Here is a 22,090-nt window from a genome sequence, read left to right as displayed (position 1 = left end):
ATTTTTTGATGAGCACGGTGGTCAACTTTTTGATTGACATTCACAAATTGTTTTCGTTTCATATTCACAAAACTTTATACCCCTTGTGTAAAAATAGGTTATACACCTTTTTAACTTATCTATGGACAATCCGGTCTTTTCTAAAAGAGACGTGAAATTTTCCCCTTCACAAAAGTTCTTTTTCAATAAACCGTAAGCATTTATAAAGTATGTTCGCTCCTCTAATTCCCCACGAGCATTGATTGCATACTCACACCCACATTCTAAACAAGCCAAATAATAAGACAAGATCTGACCATTCTTTTTTCTTTTATATGAAGTGCCAGTTTGCACTAGTTCACCTTCAACACCAAAGTTCACACACCATGGTGCTTGACATGATTGCATCTCTTTTTTTGATTGGGGCGAAGTGAAAACGGAGTCAATAAATGGCTGTGGTAACTCCATATTTAGAAAATCACCAATGTCATATTTATATTTCCAAAGGACATCGAGAGTATAAGAAATATGCAACGTACGTTTTTGCTTTAAAGAGTCTCTCGCGTACTGTAATAGCGTAGGAATTTGACCGAATCCTTGCATATCAGACGTAGCTTGAATTTTATCGAAAATGACTTGTTTATTATTTATTAGATATAGTATGCGAAGAGCAATATCTCGCGGGGAAATTTTATAATTGGAATGATTGAGGAGTTGGTTCCAAGATTGCCACCACCAACTCTGTTGATCCCAATCAACATCACTTTCTCTTGGAGAATCCAAGACTATACATAATTCTAAATCGCAATGAGGACACTTATCATGCACATAAACATCACGGTACTTAATCCGCTTAGCACAATGAGGGCACTTATCATGTAACAGTCTGCGATGAGACATGCATGTATCAATCCCCTTGATTCGCCAAAGCAACCGATGATAAGGTTTATCCTTTAAACAATCCGGACAAAAATGAAGTGTGTCCCGAAGCATGCCTGAGGTGAATCGTGCTCGTTCAATTTCCGTTCCTACTACAAAACTCTGCAATAAATTATAAAGTGTGAGTGACAGCAGTTCACCTGGATCCATACGAATACCCTTTGATAGTTTTTCTATGTTAATAACGTTTAAAGGGCAAAAATCTAATAGTGTGACATCGTCGTTCTGAGCGTAATGATTTCGTTCAGTTTTCAAGTTGTTCCAAAAGGACAAGAAATTCATTCCGTTTGCTTTTGAGATACGTCTTAAAAAACTCGAAAGTGATTCACCATCAAAGGGACGCAAGCGTACCGTAAAAATACTATTATGCATCATATTCACTCCAAAAAAGGATTTATTCTAATAATTAACCTTTTTTGGAACACATATACCATTTTATTAATTTCAGTTATAAGTGATATGGTCTACCGTCGTATCATAAAGTAACGGTAATAAAGTCATTTCTGCCTACCATTGATTACTTAGAATTCCTCTTATGCATAAGTTTTAGTGGGGCAAGGAGCGTTGGGGAATTCTTTTGGCATCAGCACATTGACCAAATGATCAAAGTACCTAAAAAAAGATATATCAAATTCAACAAGCTTATATTTCCATTCGTTAATATCAATTTCTCGCTTTGTTAATGTTTTAAAACTTTGCCCATTCACACTTCCCATTAAATGAGGCCTCTGTTTTCCAAGGCCCTTAAAATGAAACATTCCCCGATGTTTAAGATGGTTGTATGTTTCCCTTATTTGTTGTGTAGTTGGGTTTCCATAGATAAAATCATCCTTGAATTTTCTATGTTTAAACTTTTTTAAAAGAGTTAATTGAAATCTAAGCTCCTGGTATTTACACTCTTCAAGTAGTTTCTCATAGTAACCTTCATCTTCTATCGGAAGAAAATCATTTACAACGTAGAATAACCAAACAACTTGCCATGAGAGATCGATGCAATAATTGTAACAAGCCAATGCGTATAAATAAAAATGAGCTCTTGCGTATGTTTTATGGAAATTATCATTTTCACCGATCATGTGACCAAAGTCCTCGTTTTCGATGTAATATAACGAGGAACGTGCAAAGCAAAAAGTGTGGTATACCTCAGAAATTTTTTGACCGGCTATAACAATATTAGGATCAAAGTTCGCGTTATGGCCATCATGAGGTTGATAGTCGAGCCAATGGTGAACATCATATTTTGGAATATCTCACCAATTTCCCTAATTATACCCCCTTTATCCTTACATTGTTCTTCAAGATGATGGAAGAAACCTGTACAATATCTCACATTTTTAAATTAGTAACAAACGAAGTAAACCCGACCAGAGATACCGGCCGGGTTAAAAATACGTTGAGCTATCAAACCGTTCGTATAATGAGGTCAACCAGTTTTATTGGTTGACCTCGTTTGTTTAAGGAATCGTACCATTATTATCAAAGGAAAGTAGCTACCATTAAGAATATTTAAACAGGTTTGTTAGATAATAGTCATCATATGACTCCACTCATGATAACGCTACCTTTTTCTTGTTTATTACCCTATCTTCCTTACTCAACATTTTTTCAAACTCAGCATCATCCATATCACTGCCAAATGTGATTTGCTTCGCTTTGACCAAAATATCAATCGTAAGGTTGGCCTTTGATAAATCGTTAAACCCTTCGTCTAATACTCCTTGAATTTTAAACGCTTCAATTAACAATGTATGAACCCTCTCCACAATTCCCTTCGTCCATAAATGCAATAGTTGAGGGTATCCTGTTTCCATATTACCTAGGCCAATTGGAGCTGGAAGATCGACTTGTCCCTCGATAGCCGTTAAAAAATTGCAAAACTCCTCGTTACATGTTTCAAATCGAAGTAACTTTCTCAAGCTAAACCTTCTATAGTACTGAAAACTTGATTTCTGCAGTTCTTCTGTATCTGGTGTCCCCACACAGACGATAGAAATCCCAGCCTCATTGGACACATGTTTCAATGCCTCCATACTGTCTGAGGACTTTACATATTTTGTGTTTTTAATGTAACTCATTTCATCAAGAATCAGCATCTCAACTTTTTGGTGTTTTAATAAAGTAAACACCCTCCGCTTTACATCACCAATTCTGGGAACTCCCGTAATTGGTGGAGCTCCTAAAGCCTTAATGATGGTCTGGTAAAATTCCAATATTGTAAAAGGGTTGGGCAACTCCATAAACACCACAGGTTTGATATCATATTCCGTTCCTTCCTCGTCTACATGAATGTACCCTGGATTATGTTCCACGTACTTTTTTAACATCTCGGACTTTCCAACACCCGATTGACCGACAATAAAAAGATGCCGAGGTGCTGATTTCTTTTTACTTCGATGAAACCGGATAGAGTCCAAGGTTGCCCAGATCTCCTCTACCTTTGGATGAAGTACATAAAGATTGATAATACGATTGGCTAATTCTTCACATGGATTCATTGCATTTTTCCCACTTTCTTTTAAAACCGTTTTGAAAGATTTTATTTGTAAAGTAACTACTCTTAAATCACTTTATTTGCCTGCTTCTCTTTTCTGTTCTTGGTACCTGATAAATGCAATTAAATCGCTTTCCATTGGTACATGTTTACCTTCTTTTGTCTCTTTAGGTGATGTTAAGTTGACTTCAAAATTCATCCTCATAGCTGCTGCTCGAGCTTTTCGGCCTTTTTTGTAAAGCTCCTCCGTCCTTTCTCGTAGCCGCATTTTTGCTTCCATAATCATTTGTGTACCTGGTACACGCTTACTTTTTAGTTCAGCTTCTTCACCAAGAATCTCTCTGATTTTCTTGTAAGTGTATAGATTAACATTTTCCAATTGCTCAGCTGATGGCTGCACTGCGAGCACTTCTTCATATTCTGTTGAATCAGGAAGTTGGATATAGATCTTTGATATGTCGTCGATATCGTACTTTACTTTATATCTTTTGGTCGTGCTTATGAGGTTAGATAGTTTATCTGATTTATAAAACACGTTATTTAACCGAATACCATCTCGCGTATACCTCTTTATAATCGTAGGTAATAACTCAATCTTTAATGTTTCTTCTTCGCTATCATCGATAAAATCCGGATAACCAACTTGTTTAAGACCATCGATGTAACGTGTAATCGGCCGATTGGCATCCAGAGGTAAGCCTCTGTGGACATCCATGTGATACTCGTCTGTAATGTACCGTGTCAGCAATTCAATAACATTTCCCAACGTTAATTTTGCATCCTCTTCTGGGTTGTATTCTCCCAGTTGGGTTACATTACTTTTTCTTGTACCATCCCAACCATGGATTATAGATGTATTCAATGTTCCGAAAAGCCTTTCAATTGTTCCTCCATAACGAGGGGTTCTAACGGGACGGTACCTAACATTTGCTTTCAACGTTTCATTAATCATGCGTTTTACAGCTGTACTTTTAAAATCTGGTCCATTATCTAAATGGAAGATCTTTGGAATGCCAAACACGTTCCACTCATTGATTAACCCATACTTAGCCTTAACATTCTTAAACAGGATTCCATGTTGTATCGCTTTTCTTACCACGTTTGCAGAAGGCGGTTCAAATGAAATGTACATGCACCAGACCATTCGACTAAACACATCTATTCCGAGTGTGATCCAAGGTCTTCCAATGACTAAACCACTTTTGTCATCAATAACATCTACATCGAGTTGGGTGTGATCAATTTCGACGATATGTAGAGGGTATAGTGCTTCTTCATTTGAAAAACCTCTTAATACTGGATCGTACTTTTGCGATGCCTTCTTCCCTTCTTGCATTCTCTCTTTGATTTTGGGATCAATCCGATTAATCAATTTATTGATTGTAATATAAGGAGGTGGGTCAATTTCTTCCTTGGCACATTTAATTTCAATGGATCGATAAATAGCAGTTATACTTGGCTTTTTTGTTGTGAGATACTCCTGTTCAATAATAGCTTTAATTATTGAAATATATTTTTCGTCCAAGCGAACTTGTAATACATCCAAGACCCACTGCGGATCCTTTGGATGACAAATTTCCAAAGCTTTGTTATCTTTCCGGTGAATGTAGCCTGTTCCAGCCTTTGTTACTAACCCCTCTTCACCTTTTTGCTCCATTTCTCGTTCGGCTGCCCTATAGGAAGATAGATATCTTTTTATAGTTCTTCCGGAGATTCCGACCTTTTTGGATATTCGATCTACAATATCTTTTTGGGTAATGTCGTAAACCGTTTCATTCTCCAGTAAAAGTTCTCGATGATACTCCATGAATTCGTACACAGCCCTAACATCGCCACTTTTTATATCATCCAATACAACAAGTGGCCTAATAATCTCCATTCGCTCTGAGACTTTTTGTCTTAACGGTTCAGAGTGTGTTTGGCAAAATAAAAGTACACGCTTTGGCAACCGAAAAGTGCAGACTATTTCCGAAAATGAAAAAAGCCTTGCCAGCTAACTAAACAACCCTCTACTCTTCTATTTGCGGAACAGATAGGAGAGGGATGAAAGGAATGCTGGCAATGGCTCAACAACACTATATCAAATACTTACGAGATGTAAAAGATCAATCCATCTCCCATATTGCAGAACAACTTGGTGTTAGCTGGAGAACGGCAAAGAAATATGCAGACTGTTCGGATTGGAACAAAGCAGAGCCTCCTCTTCGAGGAAAATTCCCTATCATGGAAGCTTACCGTGAGCAAGTGGATACCTGGCTTATAGAAGATCAAACCCGCCCCAAAAAACAACGCCATACAGCAAAACGTATCTATGATCGTCTTGTTTCCGAATTTGACTTTGCAGGATCAGACCGCACCGTACGGTACTATGTTGCCAAACGGAAATCAGAACTGCAAATCGAAAAATCGGAGCCTTATGTTCGTTTAGAACATCCAGGGGGAGAAGCCCAGGCGGACTTTGGAACATTTCAAGCAATCATCGGTGGTGAACTGGTGGAGCGGAAAATGCTGATCCTCTCCTACCCCTACAGCAATGCTGCATTTGTCTTTGTTACTCCGAAGGAGAACACCGAGTGTTTCTTGGAAGGGTTACGGCAGTTATTTGAAATGAGTGGTGGAGTACCTAATCGAATTTGGTTTGATAATCTTTCAGCAGCTGTTGTATCTATTGGAACCGATGGAAAGAGAAAACTTACAGACGAATTTCAACGATTTGCTCTCCATTATCGCTTTCAGCCTGTCTTTTGCAACCCAGCTCAAGGGAACGAAAAAGGACATGTTGAGAACAAAGTAGGCTATGCTCGAAGAAATTGGTGTGTCCCATTACCTGTAGCGAATGATTTGGAACAACTACAGAAAATCATCAATCAGCAAGCTCTCGAGGATTTGAGAAGATCCCATTATTCGAAGGGAATCTTACAGCAAGACCTTTGGGAGCAAGAGAAAATCAAACTTCTGAAACTCCCTCTCGTACCTTATGAAGCTTTCCGTTTAGAATCCGTAAAAGCCAATGGATATGGTGAGGTTCTCATTGATCAAAAGACAATAAAGATTCCTTCTATTCGTTCTCACGAACGAGTATGGGTGAAGTATTGGTGGAACAAGGTAGATGTACTGAATGACAGCTATGAAGTGCTGATTACACTGCCAAGAGGGTATATGGATGAATCGGTCCCAGTTGATCTACAAACTCTGTTACAACCGCTTTATAGTAAGCCAAAAGCTCTCGACTACAGTTCTGTCCTTGCTTTCCTTCCCAGTCAAACAAAGGCTTTTCTGCAATCTGTGGAAGGGAAAAGTCGCAAAGCAAGAATCGGCTGGATGATTCGGATGTTAAAAACATATCAAGTTGAAGAGATTGAAAGATGTCTTACTCAAGAAAATCACAATGACGCAAGTCAATTGGAGCATGTCCTGTACCGTTTACGTCATCCAGAAATCATCCCGACACCTATGAAAGACAGTCGTACACCATCTGCTTTCGTTGGATATCAGCCAGATCTAACAAGATATGATCAACTTCAACGGACAGAGGTGCGAAAATGAAGGAAGAATTACGCCAGCTCTGCAAGCAGATGAGATTAGCCCATGTAATGAATACCTATGAACAAGTCCCATTTGAACACCCTACTCAATTCCTTCACGCTGTACTATCAGCGGAACGGAGTTCCCGTGAGCAGGGAAAAATCCGACGATTGTTGCAGAAAGCCAGATTTACACAGATAAAGACCTTTGAAGGGTACTCTTTCGAGTCGATTTCGTTACCTGATAGCGTAACAATTGAGGAGTTGAAGGGAGCATCATTTGTAACACGCAAGGAAAATGCCATATTGCTTGGTCCCGTAGGGACAGGAAAGACACATCTGGCAACGGCAATTGGTGTAGAGGTGTGTAAACAGGGGAAAAACGTGAGGTTTTATCGGGTGGCAGAGTTGGTTTCCATATTGCAAACCAAGTTTCAAGCTGGCAACCTTCCACGATTTCAGAAGGAATTACTGGACACTGATGTATTGATTTTAGATGAGTTAGGCTTTGTTCCGTTTCACAAGGACGGTGCTGATCTGCTTTTTCATCTAATCTCAGAATGTTATGAACGGATCAGTATAATTGTGACCTCGAATTTGGAGTTTAGCCAATGGAATACGGTTTTCGGAGATAACCGCCTCACCGCTGCCTTGATCGACCGTCTTGTACATCACGCTCATATCGTAGCTTTCACAGGGGAGAGCTATCGCCTTCGGCATGCTCTTTCCCACCGTTAAAATTATGAAAATTTAGCCTGGCAAGGCTATGCACAAAATGGTTGCCGAACTCTGCATTTTTTACTTGCCAAATACAGTTCAGAGAGTGAGTCTAAAACTGAGTAAAATTTTTTAATATTTTGCTCGGCCTTTTTTTTAACATTGATTTTCCAGGTATAAATGTAGGGTTACTAATCAAATTTATGTACTCGAACGTTAGAACCTCATTGTCACTTTCTCTTTTAATGATGACATTTGGGGGATCAACAGAAATCACAGTAAACTTTTTTCCGTAAAGTAGTAACTCAGAATTAACTTTCAATTGTTGAAGTTTCATTGGTCACTCTCTCCTCAATCAATATGTTTGAAAATTGATTTATAAAGGGGATATTAGTAACTTCGCTGTACTCGGTTATTCTTTCGTGCAGACTGATGCTAAAAACACCGGTAGCGATCAAGTGATATATGATTGGGAGGATAAACAAGGGGTCAATTCGAAGAGAAAAATCATAGGCTAGATCAACGATTGAGGATTTTCCAAGTTGATTGATCCTTCTTACTAATTCAGGAATCCATAGATCTGCGTTCTTTCGTTTTTTAATGAAGCCTTCTAAAAATTTGATGTTTGTTTGAATTACTTTGGGAAGTACTTTAGGGTAAGTAACCGAGTAATGCCAACCCTGATCCATAGCGTACTTCCTACAAAGAACGTTGCATTTTTCATATGTGGCTGTAGTAACCGCTTCCTTCTCCTTTATTTGGTAAAGCAAAGGAACAAAGCCATTTCTAAATACGAGAACATCAGGGACGTGTGACCATGTTTTTTTGTTTCCCTGCTTGTCCATAAAAGGAACCAAAATGTTAATTGGCTGGACATAGTATCTAATAACGGAAGTATCCAGCTCCAAGATAAAGTAAAATAAATATTCATTCATTGAATGATATTCGACTACCCTATTCATTTTATTACTATGAAAAGAACCGATAATATGTGGCATCTGCCAACTAATCTTATTGTCAACTCTTCTTTTAGGAGCATAAGTTTTGTCCTCTTGTTCCCAATCCCTATCGTTCCAAATCACATTATTCCCCCTGTTTAAAAAGTACGTATTATGACAAAACATAATATATCTATGAATATTTATTATAGTGTATATTGACATTTTCCCCAAAAATGTATTAATCAAACCCAACTACTTGAAATAACTAAAAAGACCTGATATGACAACGATTTGTCATATCAGGTCTTAAAGAGATTTGTCACTTTTACTTATAATATGGTGACAATAATAAGTATAATCAGTGACAACATTAGATATAAATCACACTCTCATACAGGCCCGTATCAACCATTGCTGCACTGCCTGTCCCACCACCAGAAAACACAGATAGGAGACGAAGCTTACGCAGTGAATCGCTGCTGAACGAGGGCTTGATGTACTCCACAATATCGAATGACACTTCTTTGCGGACAATCAGCTTTCCCTGGTAAACCAAAATATTTATTTTGGCCCCAGCTGGAATGATTTGAACGGTTTCATTCGTAATATCAATTACCGGCTCAGGTACCTCCATTCCCTTCCTTGTTCGTTTGCTCACCGTATGCGTTGATTCTGCTTCCTTGCAGCGCTCGATGATGATCACACCAAACTCGGTATGACCAGACACTTTAATGGGATCACCGACGCGAAGCTGCGCTTTCCGAAGAATTGGTCCTTCTCCCCAGAATCTGCTCTCAAGCGAAGGATCATGGATTTCTGGAATAAGTGCTTTCTTTCTTGGTTTGGATTTCTTCATCATGCGAGTATTGCGTACCATCATCAATTCAGCTTCTCTCTTTGTAAGAGCACTCATAATCCGAACACCTCCTTTAAGGAGGCGCAAGTCAACTCTGGTTTTTTTCCAGAGTGGCCAATCTCTTTGCAATCAATTTTGAGAGCAGCTGCTATACTCTCCGTTAAGGCAGGACTAGGAAGCAACACTCCCGATTCCAGTAAATCTATATTACCGATTGATGTTTGGGTTGCTTGGGCAAGCCTTTTCCGACTCATTCCCCTTCCCAAACGATAGTTCTTCAACTTCCTCGCAAACGAAAAATGTTCTTTATTCTTCATCCTTCATTACACCGCCTTGGTCAATTGTTTTACCTATATGGTTCATTAGAGAAGCAAGACAAGTGACACATACCTTCTGCTTGGTGTCACCTGATCCAGATACCAGGAACGCGACAGGATAGCTCATGCAATCGCTGGTACCAACATCACATCTTTGCTCCCTATGGAAAATTTTCACTTGAAGCCTCTGCTTGATATCCACGTTCATCCCTCCATCATGATCCGGTTACACGTAATAGCCGTTCTAATCGGAGAAGCCGTTGTTGCAGCTCCCTATAGTCCGAATACAAGGGATAGCTATCACCATACTCACCGTATAGATGCTCGACGCTTCCATACAGAAATGCTCGCTTCTCATTCGAATTGATGATGGGTACAAATTGCGGAAATCGCTCCAATACGATTGATTCAAACATGGCGTTATACCAGTTTTGAACAGTCCTCAGGTCCACCGCCTCCACATCACTCGGATGGAATACCGTAAATTCGAAGATGAAATTATGGGCGTAGTGGCGATTTCTTCGTAACAGTTTCCAAGCATGTTGTGCTTGAATAAGGGACTGTCGACCAATCACTCGATACAAAAGAATTACCCCGACTTGCTCAAGCATTTCAGCAATGGTCAATTGACTCAACCTCCTATTGGGTGGAGGAAAACAAGAAAGCAAGCACCTTTAACGACGGCGCTTGCTTTTCTAATTAATAGGGAATATTCTTGGTTGGATTTTTCGATGATTAAGAAGCAAATCATCGATTCCTTTCCCCTCCTTCTGGTCCCATGCAGAAAGAAACACTTTCTTTCCTGCATGTACTAACTCTCTTGCTATCCCTTCGATGGCCATACCGATATCTTCGTAATCCTCACCAGTGTTATAATTCTTTTTCTTTTGCACCAAAGCATCCGAGTCCAGATAGATGACACACTCTTCCGCATTAAGAGCCAGAGCACCTTCTACGGCAACTCTCCAATTCCGATAGGTGGGAGTCATCCACGAACGGTTTACTCGTTTCGTTAGGAGTCTCCTTTCCCCCGGATCACACCGTACGTGAGGTAGAGTAGGTAGCCAGCGAGTTACCACCCGTGGATGGCACTTTTCCAACTACCCCTCCCAGAACGGAGCGTGCAAGTTTCCTTTGCACTCCGCTCGCCAGTAATTATCAGTCAGCGATTTTCTTTCCGTGATATTATATTGACCTGAGTGGATTGACAGATGACACTTGTTACATGCCGCAAGTGTTTTTCTGTTCATTGCAATCATTCGTTTCATCCATTCGGGCTTTTCTTTTCTACCGCTTCGAGTTAGGTCTTTCAATTTTCGGATGTGGTGGATCTCAATATTTTCTTTGGAGCCACAAAGTTCACAAGTATTATTGAGAAGTCTCTTCACCAATTGGCTTCTCTTTAAGAAGATACTGCCAGTCAGAGATGTATCCTCAATCCGAATAGCGTCTTGATAACCTAACCTGATGCCTCCAAAGTAAGCTTCTAAAGGTTTCTTTCCTTCTCGCTCGACCGTAACCAATAGCACTTTATACGTTCCATCCTTAGTTTCTCGGTATTTACTGTATTTAGAAAATACCTTATTGACGGTCGTTTTGTGCTTATTGGCCAGTGTGTGAGCAAGTGAAAGCTCCATTATCCGCTTTAAACTCGCAAGTTTGTGTGCGTTATATGCCAAGAGATAGTATTGAGCAAAGCCACGAAACTCGGATTGATACTGACTAATGATGTCATAATCATCATTGATCGTTCGTTCTTTCCGATGTGTAGCCCTGCCTTTTGACATATATTCCTTAGCTTTGTTCTTAATCTTTTCATTTGGAATGCTTAATCCAATTGAGCCATTGATATTACGCTGACCTCGATGATCGTGTTTAGCGTCAGAATGCAGAACATGAATATCATATCCAAGGAATCTGGCTTTCTCATTCCTTGCGTGGGTGATCAAGGTCTTTTCTTCACTCAGCGATAGTTTCAAATTGGTGCTAAGGAATTCGCAAACCTGATGTTTTACCATAGCTGCGTCTTCCTTACTTCCAGATATCCCAATTAACCAGTCGTCGGCATAACGTACATAGTACAATCGCTTGAACTGAGGATCATTAGGGTCCTTGGAAGGCATCCTTTGAAAATTCTTTCTGGTGATTTTGACCATTGACCAGTCCTTTTGCCGCTGGAACTTACGAATTAAGTTCTTGACTGAGACGTATTCTTTGTTCTCAGCACGTTTAACACCAATCGTAAATCTCGGCATTAGCGTGGTTTCAATGAATTGGTCTAAAAGATCCATGTAGATGTTCGAGAGCAAAGGGCTAAGGATACCGCCTTGCGGTGCGCCACTCATAGTAACGTTATATTTCCAATCTTCCATGTACCCGCTTTTCAGTAGGTTCGAAATCAATCGGAGAAAACGATTATCATGAATTTTCTGCCCCATTATCTGGGTGAGAATGTCATGATTAATACTGCCGAAGCAGTCACTGATGTCTCCTTCGATGAACCATTTTACGCTTTTCCAGCCATCTTTAACACGAATAGCTTCAAGAGCGGACTGACAACCACGGTTTTTACGAAACCCATGCGATTTATCGCTGAATTGAGGATCATAGTAGGCGTCAAGGATAAGTCGAATAACTTCTTGTAAAAGCTTATCCGACCACGAAGGCATACCGAGCGGGCGCAACTTCCCATTTTTCTTTGGAATATAGACTCTTCTGACTGGTGTCCACTTGTACGTTTCCGTCTGAAGTTTTTCGACTATATCATCGATCTTTTTTAATGACATTCCATCAACAGTGTCGTCGTTTACTCCTTTAGTCATCGCACCAACGTTAGCGTAAATGTTATGATACGCAATCAGATAGAGTTCCTTATTAAAGAGCATTCGATATACTCTTTCAAGCGGTAGACCTCTTTTCCCTCGATCGCTGATGATATTCAATACTTTTTCGGCAGTCTGCATTTCGCATACCTCCAAGAATTGATATCGTAATTACCTGTTTCCCTTCCCCTACTCAGAATAGAGTCAATGGCACACGTTATAGTCCATTTGTGCAGCATCCATTACAGACCTACATTGGGTACTACGGAAACTCCGTTCCCTTAGGAGTCTCCTCCCTTAGAGAATCCCATGTTCTCCCTGACCGAAACATTAGCGCAACTTAGGTTCTTCACTCATCACCTTGATTGAGTTCATTACTCAACGTCCCACGATCTTGGATTTCCTCAAATGAAAATCTTATTTGAGTATATCGGGGGCAGGGAGTATTTAAGCTGTGTATCCCTGAATGTGAGGTTCCATTACTGGTGATTGAAGTTCAAGCAGTTTAGCCTTAACCATATTGCGCAGAACTTGCAGAGCCATAATATAACAGCTTTCCATCATCCTCTGCTTTACTTCCATGCTCTTGTCCCCTCGCTCTTTCGAGTCCAGGTAAGGAAGTTGTTCTCAAAGCATTTCCAAGAGCTTTGATCCGATCATCGGACAATTCCAGGTCAGAAATGACATGGCGCACATTTTCACCTCATACGGCGTTCCATCCTACTTCACAAGTTGATTAGTTGAGCTGTTCCCTAAACTTCACTAGTTTGTTCCAGACCTTCGACCCTAAGTAACTCCAATCTAATCCATCATGTATTCGCTGATGACATGTCGTATGGACTGATGCGAGATTTGGGATTTTGTTTATTGCTTGTATAGGTAGTTTCGTGTTGATGTGATGAATTTGCACATCAAACGTCGGGAGGGATTCTCCACATACCCTACATTTGCCTCTGTCGCGATTGAAGGCGAAAGGTCTATTGAGGTAATATTCAAAGTTATACAACTCGAGTGCTCTACCTTTAAGTACTCGTTCGCCGATCACCCAAGATTGTTGAAGCCCAAGTAATTCATCCGCTCTGTCCAGTAAGGACTTTCTGGAACTCCTCTTTGCATATAGTTCCCTACCTTTACTAGTAAATGGTGTTTCATCTTGGTTCTTCATCTTTGGCGCTTTGAATACCGCGAATGCAATGTTTGTAATCCCAATCATCATCTCTCTGTATTCAATAGAGGGAATTTTAGTTGTGTACCTGGAATGGACAGATAGAAGGTTTGCAGTCTTATTTGCTGGTACCCATCTCCCGCCTCGTTCCCTTAGCGATTTATAGGCAGCATAGTTTAGACGATTTGCAAACTTAGCTAGTTCCACGTGGACCCAAGTACACATATCGTAGTATTGGATAATACCCCTAATCTTAGAATTAATCTTGTTGACTTCATGTATAGTGTGTTCAATTTCACTACTATACCCGTATCGTATTTTTCTGATTAGCTGGTGTATTTCCTTTACCTTGGGTTGGAGTCTTTCGAGGTTAGGTCTGGTACGAGTAATAGTGCCTTTTCTAGCACTTTTCCTCTTAATCGCTTTAAAGTCGACGCCGACGAATTTGATAGGTTTCGAGCACACGTTGGTAATTAGAGTTTTATCCCTTGATAACGTGAGCTTGAGTTTATCGCCTAGAAATTTATCGATCCTATCCTTCCATTTGACAGCGTTTTTCTTACTGTTAGTGATTAGTACCCAGTCATCGGCATATCTAACGAGAAAGGCTGGTTTGAGGATACCATCATCTCTCAGAGCTCTCAGTCTTGAATTCTGTTGAGAGTAGTGATGTCTGGTCTCCTTCTCTTCCCATTCCCTGATAATCCATTGATCGAAGGTGTCCAAATATGCATTAGCGAGGAGTGGGCTGATAATTCCACCTTGGGGTGTGCCAACGTCATTGGATTGACACTCATGCATTACCCCTGCTTTTAGCATGGCCTTTATGATCATCAGCACCCTTCGGTCTTTGATTCCCATGTGCCATAGTTTCTTTATCAACACAGAGTGATCAACGTTATCAAAGAATTTGCTAATATCACCTTCGACGACCCAATGGTATCCCGTGTCGTGTACAAGATTTGTAATTCTCGCGATAGCCATAGAAGCGTCTCTGTACTTCCTGAACCCATATGAGTGTGCGAAGAACTGTGCCTCTAAAATCGGCTCAATAACCAATCTTACACATTCCTGAATTACCCTATCGACTATAGTTGGTATCCCTAAAGGTCGCTTTTCCGTTTTTCCCGGTTTATCAATGTATTGTCTTTTGACTGGTTTCGGGCAGTAGCGTTTTAGTGATTCTCTAACTAGTTCGATGATATGAGGGTAATCATGCTGTAAGATGTTCTCCTGCATCATTTCGCCGTCGCTTCCTGGTGTGTTACTCCCACGGTTAGCTTTCAGGGTATGGATAGCCTTCGTTATGACCACTTCTGACTGAATAATCTCGAGGAGACCTTTGAAAGAGGGGGATTGCTTTCTCTCTTTAGCTTCCTTTGATTTCCTATACATTTCATCTAACAGTTCTCTTAGCGATTTGTCAGTTAGGTTCGGGTAGTCGAATTCTTGATCCATCGGCATCACCTCCTTTAATGAGGGATTGCCATATGGCTTTAGTCAGGTATGCTCAACGGCTTCCTCGACAAGCTAGCAACTTATCGACTTGTTTATCATAGGACTATGCCCCTTCGCTCCGCAGACGTTACTCTGCTTCAACACTACTACGGGCTGCTGCCCTCCAGATTCGACAGTCATTTCCTACTGTCTAGTGGTATCTGCCCTTTACCCGCATTGACACCCACTTCTGAAGTTCCACTGTTCCTTATACCTTAGCTTTACATGACACCTTAGCTCTCCTCTTTGACCCGCCGACCATCCTTTTGCCCGTGGTTGAAGGACGCAGGACACTGTACCTTTCGGGGGTTCAGTGAAGTAAATGCAAGCAACAATACATTTACCTCGATCGGACCCACTTAATGTGGGCGTGAGACTTCGTATTCATCTCACTGGTTTTTACGAGCCGTACAAACGAGGATTCCTGGTAAGTAAGCATAGTGTCTTTATAGCCCCCCGACTACTTCGCTAGCATCACAGCATCGCTTTTCGCCGATCTTCACCGAGCTTCATACCCCTGTACGGTAAAAGTTACAGAAGCATGTCGGAGTCTTAGGGTAAGATTGTCAACCTTCAATCCTAAGCAGGTACTTCCCCTGCCAATTTAGGTATAAAGTTAGGACATTTACATGTGTCCCCTCGTTTTTGTTGTCTATTACTAGACAGGTTGTACGAGAACGGTGCGCACATTGCTTAAGCCTGGTGTGCAAGAAAAAGGGATATTGAGGATTTCGGCTGCGATATCACCTTTGAGCGGGCCTTCTGTAATGCCGACGCGTTTGACACCTACGGGCGATATCTTCTTTTTCAGAAATGATGTGGGTACGGCGATATGATAACTTGCTTTAACACCTGCTCCCTTTGGGAGGTCTGGCGAAGCAAGCCACAAATACTTGTTAAGTGGTTTAACTTTCACCGTGCCAATCTGCTTTCCATTTGACGAAACAGGAATGTTCGTCGGCTCTGTAATCGTAACCTTATTGAAAGGTTTACCATCCCAATTGAGGGTGAGAACCATCGTTTGATAATCCAGATGGGCCGTTAGCAACTTGTGTTCTTGATTCTTCTCATCAACGCACGTGACTTTCCATCTGGGTTTGTCTACGCGGTGTTGAAAGCCGGTGATTTCCATCTTTTCGTTACGCACCGGGATCAGAAACCCACCGGATCCCTTCATAGTCCAATATGTTTGGTCTTTTTGTTTGGATGTAGCCTCATAAAAGCCTGGAATCCCTTCTAACGTAGGCAACTCCTTTGCTAATGCAGCAGCGACACGAGAAGGTTTCTCGGGGAAACTACGGTACCCTTTTGCAAGGATCGTCTCTGTAGGTAGCTGACGCACCGAGCGGAGATGCTCCAAATGCTCTGGTGATAAATTCGTATGCTTAAGCAGGAGCTGGTTTGCTTTCTTAATCAAATTTATATCTTTCTCCGGCTCTTTTGGCACGATCGGTCGCTGGGGAGTCCTTGGTGTACGAGATGAAGGCTGTGCTTGAATAGCTTCGGCCCCATTATCGTAAACGATAGGTTCATTCATAATTCCACAAATTAATTCAATTGCGGATACATATTTGGTAGAGTCACCTTTAAAATGAGGCCCCCATTGATACTGAATCATAAAATCAATGGAACCCTTCCCTCCGACACCACAGCCGTGGCACTTGAAGAAGTTTCCGCGGGTATTGATATTAAAGGAAGGGGTCGACTCGGTATGAAATGGGCAAATGATCTGAATGTTACTTCCAGTCTTCCTTGGTACCATTAGTATCCTTTCGATGAGATCTAGGATAGGAAGGTACTTTGCATAATTTACGGTTTCATCACTGATTCTTTTCTTAGTCGCTTGCATGGTAATCCCTCCAATTGTAGGTTAAGCAACCGAGCATCCGTACTTCTGCTCATCTAATGGTGGAAAAGCAGTAACCACAATATACTCATTGCTCGTTTGACCAATGATAATCACAATTTGTTGATCGGATGAGTCTCTGCCAAGGATGACGCCTTTACCAGTATCATGTCTCACGATCTGATTGGATTCATCAGACCAGCCAATGCACTTGCCGGTAATGAGGCAGCTGACAATATCCCGCTTGGAATAATAACGACCTTGTTCGTAAAAGTGATCCGAGAGTACAATCGGTTTTTCTGACCCGGGAGCAAGAGAGCTCAAGACATTGCTTAGCCACTCGTTTCGCTTCCGATTCCAATCTCTTGCATTCATAACTAGTCCTCCTTTGGTTTTTTGACAACGCAAAAAGCCCGCAGAGAAGGTAGGGTTAGAATACAAAAAACCTACCAGCCTGCGGGCTGAATCAACATGACCAGATATTTCTGGGGTACAGAACCTTACATCGGTTCATCAAAAAAATAATAGAGAAGTGAATTACACTCCTCTATTATACTAAGTAAGCGTACCGATTGGAACACTTACCCAGCGACCTTTTTTATTCTGCCGTACTAAAGTCATAGACTGCCATCTGTCTTGTTGAGCTAATAATAAGCACTACTCACGCCAAACAGTAGGAGCTAGCCAATGGAGTGGGTGTTTTTCCCACGTTTTACTTAACTGAGAGGTTTTCTTACTTTTCCTTGTTAATCCATCCACTTATTCGTTATTTTCTCCAAATCCCCTTTGAGGGTCATTTCCTCCATCCACAGATTGACCCAATTGCCGAAGACAAAGTCCCCGCGAGGCATTAAAATTCCCATTTGGCTCTTTGTAAACGTTTGGTCAGTCAACGGGGCGTAAAGCCGTTGGTCCTCTTTCGCATACGATTTCGCTTCAATGCTGTCGGTGATCATTACATCAACTTCTCCAGTGGCCACTTTTCCGGGAATCTCCAGAATCTTCTCGAATACGATGATCTGCGCGTTTTTCAAGTTTGCTCTGACAAATTTTTCGTTTGTACCTCCTGGATTTACCCCAATTTTCACGTTTGGCTTGTCGATATCAGCCAAGCTTTTATATTTATCCTTGTCAGCCATTCGAATCAGCGGAGATTTTCCAAAATTGATATACGGACGGGAGAGCTGAGCTTTTTTTGCGCGCTCAAGGGTGCGGGTGATGCCTCCCATGGCAATGTCATACTTGTCTGCCAGCAGATCATCCATCAGTGTGGGCCATGTCGTCTTGACAAAGACTACTTTGACACCCAGATCTTCCGCCAGTTTTTTCGCCATATCGATATCGTGTCCTTCATACTCGCCTGTTGTCGGATTCAAGTATGAAAAAGGTTTGTAATCTCCCGTCGTCCCCACACGGATGTAGCCATTTTTCAGAATCGCATCGAGTCGGGATTCAACTTGCCCATACACTTCTGGACCTTTCTTTGTTTCCGCAGACATGGCATTAGTGCCGGAAACGAGCAAGCCGACAAGCATGATGAAAGACAGCGCAATGGTTAACCAATTATTACCGATGCGTTTCATGATACCAACCCCTTATTGCTTCTTTATTTTTTAAACATTCAGATAGATTCTCTTCTTTTTCTGTAATTCCTTCACAAAAAATCTGAAAAACCTGGTATGTCGCCGAGTAACATTTATGAAAGCCTTAGACCCTCGCCGATCAGATGGTAGCCAAATGTTGAAGAGAACACGATAATAAAGTGTTTCTGTAGTTCTTTATAACAAAACATAAGAACTACATGTAAATCGCATATGTACTTAAATATCAAAAAAGGTCCTGACTGACTCTTTTTACATAGGCTATCAATTTTGTAAGCAAAATATTTCAAAAAGTAAACACAACCTCAGTGGGTTTTCCATACATTTCCTGATATATGATAATATGGGGTACAAATTAGGAGGTGTCTATATGGCGGAGTTTTTTATTCACCCAGATCGTTCAACTCTGCACGGTTCTTTTTCAAAAGAGTTCACTCCAATAGTATCAATCAATTCGGGTGACACTGTTCGCTTTGAGACTATTGACGCCGGGTGGAATGCTGGTCCATTTCAATTCGACGGTGTAAGAGAGAAATTCTGCGAAAGAGATCATCCACAAGACAGCGGCCATGCCTTGATCGGACCAATCTATATTAATGGAGCAAGAGAAGGAAAAACCTTGGCTATTCGTATAAACGATATTAAGACCGGCAATTGGGGCTGGAGTACCGGAGGTGGATTTCCGAATACTATTAACAAAAGATTGGGTCTTCACGAGGGACCAGAGTATGTTTTGATGTGGGAGTTAGATGCTTCTAACAATCTAGGGATTAATAACAAAGGACATAAAATACGGCTCAAGCCCTTCATGGGTATTATGGGCATGCCTCCAAATGAGGAAGGGATACACTCCACTTACCCTCCAAGGTTCTGTGGAGGGAATATTGATTGTAAAGAACTTGTACCTGGCAGTATTTTATACTTACCGATAGCAGTAGAAGGTGGCCTTTTTTCTGTTGGTGACGGTCATGCTGTTCAAGGTGATGGAGAGGTATCCAGTCCAGCTCTCGAATGCCCAATGCAGTTAGTCGATTTAACCTTCACAGTCATTGATCAATGTTTATCGTTCCCAAGAGCAGAAACTCCCCTTAAGAGAATTACCTTTGGATTCCATGAAGATGTACATGAGGCTGCGATGATTGCCTTAGAGGGAATGCTTGATTGGATGCAGGAATTGTATAATTTTGAGCGAAAAGAAGCGTTAAATTTGTCAAGCCTTCTTGTTGATTTGCATATAACGCAGCTAGTCAATGGTGTAAACGGGGTACATGCCTTATTATCCAAAGAGGCCATACTATAGAAAATAAGATAAAAGAATCTTATTAAGCAAAACTGCTTTATTTCTCTAAGACCAACAGTAAGAAATCAAAAAGTAAAAGAGGAATAACCCTATAGCATCCTTGATATGTATTAGTAAGAATACCTAAGAAGGATGTTGCGGATGCTTACCGGAGAACAGTTTGCCCGTTATCTACTGGAGAAAGAAGGATTCAGTCATTATCTCGTGAAACAAGGAAGGTTAAACTCTCAATTTAGATATTCCAAAGGGAAAGTCCCAACCATTTTTCTCCTGAAACAACATCAGGATCACAAGGAAGAATCCCTGTTGGTGGCAGCTCATGAAGTGGGACATGCTCTTGATTTGATCGACAAAGGAAGATATGACAGTGTTCGATATTACTTCTATGGCTATATACTTTCTAATCTAATCACGTTTTTTACTCCAATTTTTTTCCTTCCTGTTCTAATCTTCGGGATAGCAAGTTGCATGGCCTATATTAAAACAGAATCGGCAGCCGATGCACACAAACGGAACTTAGTAAAAAAATATCTACGGGACGCATATCATCAGTACGATGATTCACGGTCGCCAGACGAGGTTGTACAGTTAGCTGAGAACCGATTGAAAACCGATCGGAAGCAAACCTATCGAATCGCGATTTTATATTTTATTGTATTCCCTTTAATCGTTCATACATCCGCTTTTAGCTTCTGGGTTGATCTCGTAATATAAAGAGATTATTTTATAATTTTCCTAAATTAGTCCTTTCCAAAATTACCGGAAAATGGTCCCATCTTCATCATCAAGTCTATAATTCCTCCTTGCTGGTGTCCTGCCCAGTTAGTTTAATAATGAAAATCAACAATTAATGATAACAGAACCATAAAAAAAGAAGCCACTCCTTTAAGGTAAAGGAATGGCTTCTTCATTCATTCAAAACTGGATCTGCATGATTACCAAGAGTGTGTGGATAAGTCCTCGACCGATTAGTATTCGTCAGCTCCACGTGTTGCCACGCTTCCACACCGAACCTATCAACCTCATCGTCTATGAGGGGTCTTACCAGCTTGCGCTGTGGGAAGTCTCATCTTGGAGGGGGCTTCACGCTTAGATGCTTTCAGCGCTTATCCCGTCCGCACATAGCTACCCAGCTGTGCCACTGGCGTGACAACTGGTGCACCAGCGGTGCGTCCATCCCGGTCCTCTCGTACTAAGGACAGCTCTCCTCAAACTTCCTACGCCCGCGACAGATAGGGACCGAACTGTCTCACGACGTTCTGAACCCAGCTCGCGTACCGCTTTAATGGGCGAACAGCCCAACCCTTGGGACCTACTTCAGCCCCAGGATGCGATGAGCCGACATCGAGGTGCCAAACCTCCCCGTCGATGTGGACTCTTGGGGGAGATAAGCCTGTTATCCCCAGGGTAGCTTTTATCCGTTGAGCGATGGCCCTTCCATGCGGAACCACCGGATCACTAAGCCCGACTTTCGTCCCTGCTCGACTTGTAGGTCTCGCAGTCAAGCTCCCTTCTGCCTTTACACTCTACGAATGATTTCCGACCATTCTGAGGGAACCTTTGGGCGCCTCCGTTACCTTTTGGGAGGCGACCGCCCCAGTCAAACTGCCCACCTGGCATGGTCCTCTCGCCCGATAAGGGCGACGAGTTAGAAACTCCGTACATCAAGGGTGGTATCCCACCGACAGCTCCACAGAGGCTGGCGCCCCTGCTTCTCAGCTTCCCACCTATCCTGTACATGATGCACAAAGTTCCAATACCAGGCTACAGTAAAGCTCCATGGGGTCTTTCCGTCTTGTCGCGGGTAACCTGCATCTTCACAGGTATTATGATTTCACCGGGTCTCTTGCCGAGACAGCGCCCAAGTCGTTACGCCTTTCGTGCGGGTCGGAACTTACCCGACAAGGAATTTCGCTACCTTAGGACCGTTATAGTTACGGCCGCCGTTTACTGGGGCTTCGGTTCAAAGCTTCGCTTGCGCTAACCCATCCCCTTAACCTTCCAGCACCGGGCAGGCGTCAGCCCCTATACTTCGCCTTGCGGCTTCGCAGAGACCTGTGTTTTTGCTAAACAGTCGCTTGGGCCTTTTCACTGC

The 22,090-nt window shown here is 41.6% G+C and carries 20 protein-coding genes and 1 rRNA gene (1 of these 21 cut by a window edge); 4 read left to right on the top strand and 17 right to left on the bottom strand.

Annotated features, from left to right (window positions below):
* Nucleotides 1-21 precede the first annotated feature (21 nt).
* From ACLIN2_RS32015 to ACLIN2_RS32000, 4 genes are all read right to left on the bottom strand, one after another.
* Nucleotides 22-1,290, bottom strand: coding sequence for a TniQ family protein (locus ACLIN2_RS32015; protein WP_411504728.1), 1,269 nt, complete (start codon nucleotides 1,288-1,290; stop codon nucleotides 22-24).
* Between the two features lie 161 nt (nucleotides 1,291-1,451).
* Nucleotides 1,452-1,994, bottom strand: a complete 543-nt coding sequence (locus ACLIN2_RS32010; protein ID WP_122961103.1) for a hypothetical protein — start codon at nucleotides 1,992-1,994, stop codon at nucleotides 1,452-1,454.
* Between the two features lie 471 nt (nucleotides 1,995-2,465).
* Nucleotides 2,466-3,413, bottom strand: coding sequence for a TniB family NTP-binding protein (locus tag ACLIN2_RS32005; RefSeq protein WP_122961104.1), 948 nt, complete (start codon nucleotides 3,411-3,413; stop codon nucleotides 2,466-2,468).
* 72 nt (nucleotides 3,414-3,485) lie between these two features.
* Entirely contained in the window at nucleotides 3,486-5,288 is a 1,803-nt protein-coding gene (locus tag ACLIN2_RS32000) for a Mu transposase C-terminal domain-containing protein (protein ID WP_122961105.1), read from the bottom strand.
* 173 nt (nucleotides 5,289-5,461) lie between these two features.
* Here ACLIN2_RS32000 and istA point away from each other — a divergent pair, with 173 nt between their 5' ends.
* Together istA and istB are read left to right on the top strand one after the other, a co-directional pair.
* Nucleotides 5,462-6,955 (top strand): IS21 family transposase, encoded by a 1,494-nt coding sequence (istA, locus tag ACLIN2_RS31995; protein WP_411504727.1) that lies wholly within the window; start codon nucleotides 5,462-5,464, stop codon nucleotides 6,953-6,955.
* Nucleotides 6,952-7,671: an IS21-like element helper ATPase IstB gene (istB, locus tag ACLIN2_RS31990; protein ID WP_411504726.1), complete on the top strand. Its 720-nt coding sequence runs from the start codon at nucleotides 6,952-6,954 to the stop codon at nucleotides 7,669-7,671. The genes istA and istB overlap by 4 nt, the downstream gene beginning before the upstream one ends.
* 290 nt (nucleotides 7,672-7,961) lie before the next feature.
* Here the strand turns inward: istB and ACLIN2_RS31985 are convergent, their stop codons facing one another.
* The 12 genes from ACLIN2_RS31985 to ACLIN2_RS31930 all read right to left on the bottom strand — a co-directional run bounded on the left by ACLIN2_RS31985 (nucleotide 7,962) and on the right by ACLIN2_RS31930 (nucleotide 18,677).
* Nucleotides 7,962-8,732, bottom strand: a complete 771-nt coding sequence (locus ACLIN2_RS31985) for a TnsA endonuclease N-terminal domain-containing protein (protein ID WP_170184502.1) — start codon at nucleotides 8,730-8,732, stop codon at nucleotides 7,962-7,964.
* Nucleotides 8,733-8,961: 229 nt separating this feature from the next.
* Nucleotides 8,962-9,504, bottom strand: coding sequence for a hypothetical protein (locus ACLIN2_RS31980; protein WP_411504725.1), 543 nt, complete (start codon nucleotides 9,502-9,504; stop codon nucleotides 8,962-8,964).
* Nucleotides 9,501-9,701 (bottom strand): hypothetical protein, encoded by a 201-nt coding sequence (locus ACLIN2_RS31975; RefSeq protein WP_411504967.1) that lies wholly within the window; start codon nucleotides 9,699-9,701, stop codon nucleotides 9,501-9,503. The genes ACLIN2_RS31980 and ACLIN2_RS31975 overlap by 4 nt, the downstream gene beginning before the upstream one ends.
* A gap of 52 nt (nucleotides 9,702-9,753) precedes the next feature.
* Nucleotides 9,754-9,966, bottom strand: coding sequence for a hypothetical protein (locus ACLIN2_RS31970; protein WP_411504724.1), 213 nt, complete (start codon nucleotides 9,964-9,966; stop codon nucleotides 9,754-9,756).
* 13 nt (nucleotides 9,967-9,979) lie between these two features.
* A complete protein-coding gene (locus ACLIN2_RS31965; protein WP_411504723.1) occupies nucleotides 9,980-10,390 on the bottom strand; it encodes a hypothetical protein in 411 nt (136 codons plus the stop codon).
* Between the two features lie 69 nt (nucleotides 10,391-10,459).
* Nucleotides 10,460-10,753: a DUF3854 domain-containing protein gene (locus tag ACLIN2_RS31960; protein ID WP_411504722.1), complete on the bottom strand. Its 294-nt coding sequence runs from the start codon at nucleotides 10,751-10,753 to the stop codon at nucleotides 10,460-10,462.
* Nucleotides 10,754-10,864: 111 nt separating this feature from the next.
* Complete coding sequence (locus ACLIN2_RS31955) at nucleotides 10,865-12,727, bottom strand: reverse transcriptase/maturase family protein (protein ID WP_411504721.1); 1,863 nt, start codon at nucleotides 12,725-12,727, stop codon at nucleotides 10,865-10,867.
* Nucleotides 12,728-13,033: 306 nt separating this feature from the next.
* Complete coding sequence (locus ACLIN2_RS31950) at nucleotides 13,034-13,168, bottom strand: hypothetical protein (protein ID WP_411504720.1); 135 nt, start codon at nucleotides 13,166-13,168, stop codon at nucleotides 13,034-13,036.
* A gap of 154 nt (nucleotides 13,169-13,322) precedes the next feature.
* A complete protein-coding gene (gene ltrA, locus ACLIN2_RS31945; RefSeq protein WP_411504719.1) occupies nucleotides 13,323-15,209 on the bottom strand; it encodes a group II intron reverse transcriptase/maturase in 1,887 nt (628 codons plus the stop codon).
* Between the two features lie 697 nt (nucleotides 15,210-15,906).
* Complete coding sequence (locus ACLIN2_RS31940; protein ID WP_411504718.1) at nucleotides 15,907-17,097, bottom strand: CHC2 zinc finger domain-containing protein; 1,191 nt, start codon at nucleotides 17,095-17,097, stop codon at nucleotides 15,907-15,909.
* A gap of 21 nt (nucleotides 17,098-17,118) precedes the next feature.
* Nucleotides 17,119-17,469: a hypothetical protein gene (locus tag ACLIN2_RS31935; protein ID WP_411504717.1), complete on the bottom strand. Its 351-nt coding sequence runs from the start codon at nucleotides 17,467-17,469 to the stop codon at nucleotides 17,119-17,121.
* Between the two features lie 371 nt (nucleotides 17,470-17,840).
* The gene (locus ACLIN2_RS31930; protein WP_411504716.1) at nucleotides 17,841-18,677 is read right to left on the bottom strand and encodes a transporter substrate-binding domain-containing protein; all 837 of its coding nucleotides are present in this window, start codon (nucleotides 18,675-18,677) and stop codon (nucleotides 17,841-17,843) included.
* A gap of 388 nt (nucleotides 18,678-19,065) precedes the next feature.
* Between ACLIN2_RS31930 and ACLIN2_RS31925 the strand changes: the two genes are divergently transcribed.
* Both ACLIN2_RS31925 and ACLIN2_RS31920 read left to right on the top strand, forming a co-directional pair.
* Nucleotides 19,066-19,995 (top strand): acetamidase/formamidase family protein, encoded by a 930-nt coding sequence (locus ACLIN2_RS31925; RefSeq protein ID WP_411504715.1) that lies wholly within the window; start codon nucleotides 19,066-19,068, stop codon nucleotides 19,993-19,995.
* Between the two features lie 141 nt (nucleotides 19,996-20,136).
* Entirely contained in the window at nucleotides 20,137-20,709 is a 573-nt protein-coding gene (locus ACLIN2_RS31920; RefSeq protein WP_411504714.1) for a hypothetical protein, read from the top strand.
* Between the two features lie 234 nt (nucleotides 20,710-20,943).
* Here ACLIN2_RS31920 and ACLIN2_RS31915 read toward each other — a convergent pair.
* A 23S ribosomal RNA gene (locus tag ACLIN2_RS31915) occupies nucleotides 20,944-22,090 on the bottom strand (it continues 1,780 nt past the right edge of the window).

It is taken from the genome of Brevibacillus centrosporus, from assembly GCF_046622605.1.
Taxonomy (GTDB): Bacteria; Bacillota; Bacilli; order Brevibacillales; family Brevibacillaceae; genus Brevibacillus; species Brevibacillus centrosporus.
This window is presented reverse-complemented; position numbering and strand designations above follow the sequence as displayed.

Coding starts and splice junctions, on each gene's coding strand:
- ACLIN2_RS31925 (WP_411504715.1), top strand. CDS start 19,066: ATGGCGGAGTTTTTTATTCACCCAGATCGTTCAACTCTGCACGGTTCT.
- ACLIN2_RS32015 (WP_411504728.1), bottom strand. CDS start 1,290: ATGCATAATAGTATTTTTACGGTACGCTTGCGTCCCTTTGATGGTGAA.
- ACLIN2_RS32005 (WP_122961104.1), bottom strand. CDS start 3,413: ATGAATCCATGTGAAGAATTAGCCAATCGTATTATCAATCTTTATGTA.
- ACLIN2_RS31975 (WP_411504967.1), bottom strand. CDS start 9,701: ATGAGTCGGAAAAGGCTTGCCCAAGCAACCCAAACATCAATCGGTAAT.
- ACLIN2_RS31950 (WP_411504720.1), bottom strand. CDS start 13,168: ATGGAAGTAAAGCAGAGGATGATGGAAAGCTGTTATATTATGGCTCTG.
- ACLIN2_RS31960 (WP_411504722.1), bottom strand. CDS start 10,753: ATGACTCCCACCTATCGGAATTGGAGAGTTGCCGTAGAAGGTGCTCTG.
- istB (WP_411504726.1), top strand. CDS start 6,952: ATGAAGGAAGAATTACGCCAGCTCTGCAAGCAGATGAGATTAGCCCAT.
- istA (WP_411504727.1), top strand. CDS start 5,462: ATGCTGGCAATGGCTCAACAACACTATATCAAATACTTACGAGATGTA.
- ACLIN2_RS31920 (WP_411504714.1), top strand. CDS start 20,137: ATGCTTACCGGAGAACAGTTTGCCCGTTATCTACTGGAGAAAGAAGGA.
- ACLIN2_RS31935 (WP_411504717.1), bottom strand. CDS start 17,469: ATGAATGCAAGAGATTGGAATCGGAAGCGAAACGAGTGGCTAAGCAAT.
- ACLIN2_RS31930 (WP_411504716.1), bottom strand. CDS start 18,677: ATGAAACGCATCGGTAATAATTGGTTAACCATTGCGCTGTCTTTCATC.
- ACLIN2_RS31980 (WP_411504725.1), bottom strand. CDS start 9,504: ATGAGTGCTCTTACAAAGAGAGAAGCTGAATTGATGATGGTACGCAAT.
- ACLIN2_RS31955 (WP_411504721.1), bottom strand. CDS start 12,727: ATGCAGACTGCCGAAAAAGTATTGAATATCATCAGCGATCGAGGGAAA.
- ACLIN2_RS32010 (WP_122961103.1), bottom strand. CDS start 1,994: ATGATCGGTGAAAATGATAATTTCCATAAAACATACGCAAGAGCTCAT.
- ltrA (WP_411504719.1), bottom strand. CDS start 15,209: ATGGATCAAGAATTCGACTACCCGAACCTAACTGACAAATCGCTAAGA.
- ACLIN2_RS32000 (WP_122961105.1), bottom strand. CDS start 5,288: ATGGAGATTATTAGGCCACTTGTTGTATTGGATGATATAAAAAGTGGC.
- ACLIN2_RS31940 (WP_411504718.1), bottom strand. CDS start 17,097: ATGCAAGCGACTAAGAAAAGAATCAGTGATGAAACCGTAAATTATGCA.